At 78.0% G+C, this 236-nt stretch carries 1 pseudogene; it reads left to right on the top strand.

Features of this window, described 5'->3' with window-relative positions:
- A pseudogene (locus tag AOK00_RS40020) lies at positions 1 to 236 on the top strand (A/G-specific adenine glycosylase); the annotation flags it as partial.

The following is a 236-nucleotide window of genomic DNA, read 5'->3' as shown; positions in this document are numbered from 1 at the left end:
CCCGACGCCCCCCGCCGAGCTGCACGGGCCCGTCCTCGCGTGGTTCGACCGGCACGCCCGTGACCTGCCCTGGCGCCACCCCGAGGCCGGGGCCTGGGGTGTCATGGTCAGCGAGTTCATGCTCCAGCAGACGCCCGTCGTCCGGGTGCTCCCGGTGTACGAGCAGTGGCTCGCGCGCTGGCCGCGCCCGGCCGACCTGGCCGCCGACGCCCCCGGTGAGGCGGTCCGCGCCTGGG

The sequence above is a fragment of the Streptomyces aureus genome, assembly GCF_001418135.1.
GTDB classification, from domain to species: Bacteria; Actinomycetota; Actinomycetes; order Streptomycetales; family Streptomycetaceae; genus Streptomyces; species Streptomyces aureus_A.
The sequence above is the reverse complement of the archived record's forward strand: the minus strand, read 5'-3'. Positions and strand labels throughout refer to the sequence as shown.